Annotated in this window: 1 pseudogene; it reads right to left on the bottom strand. The window is 23.3% G+C overall.

Going from position 1 to position 798, the window contains the following annotated elements:
* Window positions 1-491, bottom strand: a pseudogene (locus tag AMN99_RS00145) (hypothetical protein); the annotation flags it as partial.
* Window positions 492-798 lie beyond the last annotated feature (307 nt).

Raw genomic sequence — 798 nt, 5'->3', positions numbered from 1 at the left:
CTTACATTTGCAACAAAATCTGTTCTAAATTTTTGAGCTTTTGAAATTTCCGTCAAGTCTTTGAGAAATAACACCACAGACTCTTGGTCTGGAAATAGTTTTGTTGGACCAGGGATGGCATAAACCCTGTAATGCTGATACGACGGTAAATCAATTTCAAGATCTATATGATCAGTTTTATTACTTAATTTTACATTTTTTATAAGATTATCTAACTCAGGATTTCTTATAATTGTTCCTAAATGTTTATTTTCTAAATTATTACCAAATCTTATTTTGGCACTCGGATTGGCATAATCAATTATGTTTAATTTATTAAGAGCAATAAATTGATCCTCTAATTCATCTAAAATAAATTTTTTATCCTTATTGGGATCATATTTAGATAAGATAGTTTTTTTTTCTTCAATGCTATCTTTTTTAGTATTCCATAATTTTATTACTAAAATTATTATTATTAATATTAAAATTAATTCAAAAAAACCAATCATCTGTAAGAAATTTGAAACATATGTTTAACAAAAATTAAATAAGAATCTCTTATTTAATTCCAATGTTAACTTTAAAACATTTTTCAAATACTAATTATAGTAAAAAATTTTACATAAATACTGGAAATTTTTTTAAACCTACTTTTATCACTAAATTGGCCGATACTAAAAGTGAGATAAAAGCTGCTCAAAAACTAAGGTATAAAGTTTTTTTTGAAGATAGAAAAAAGAAAAAAATAATAAACATTTCAAGTTTCAAAAAGGATACTGATATTTATGATAAATATTGTGAACATATAATAGTTTC

The sequence above is a fragment of the Candidatus Pelagibacter communis genome (assembly GCF_001180225.1).
Lineage (GTDB): Bacteria > Pseudomonadota > Alphaproteobacteria > Pelagibacterales > Pelagibacteraceae > Pelagibacter > Pelagibacter ubique_D.
This window is presented reverse-complemented; position numbering and strand designations above follow the sequence as displayed.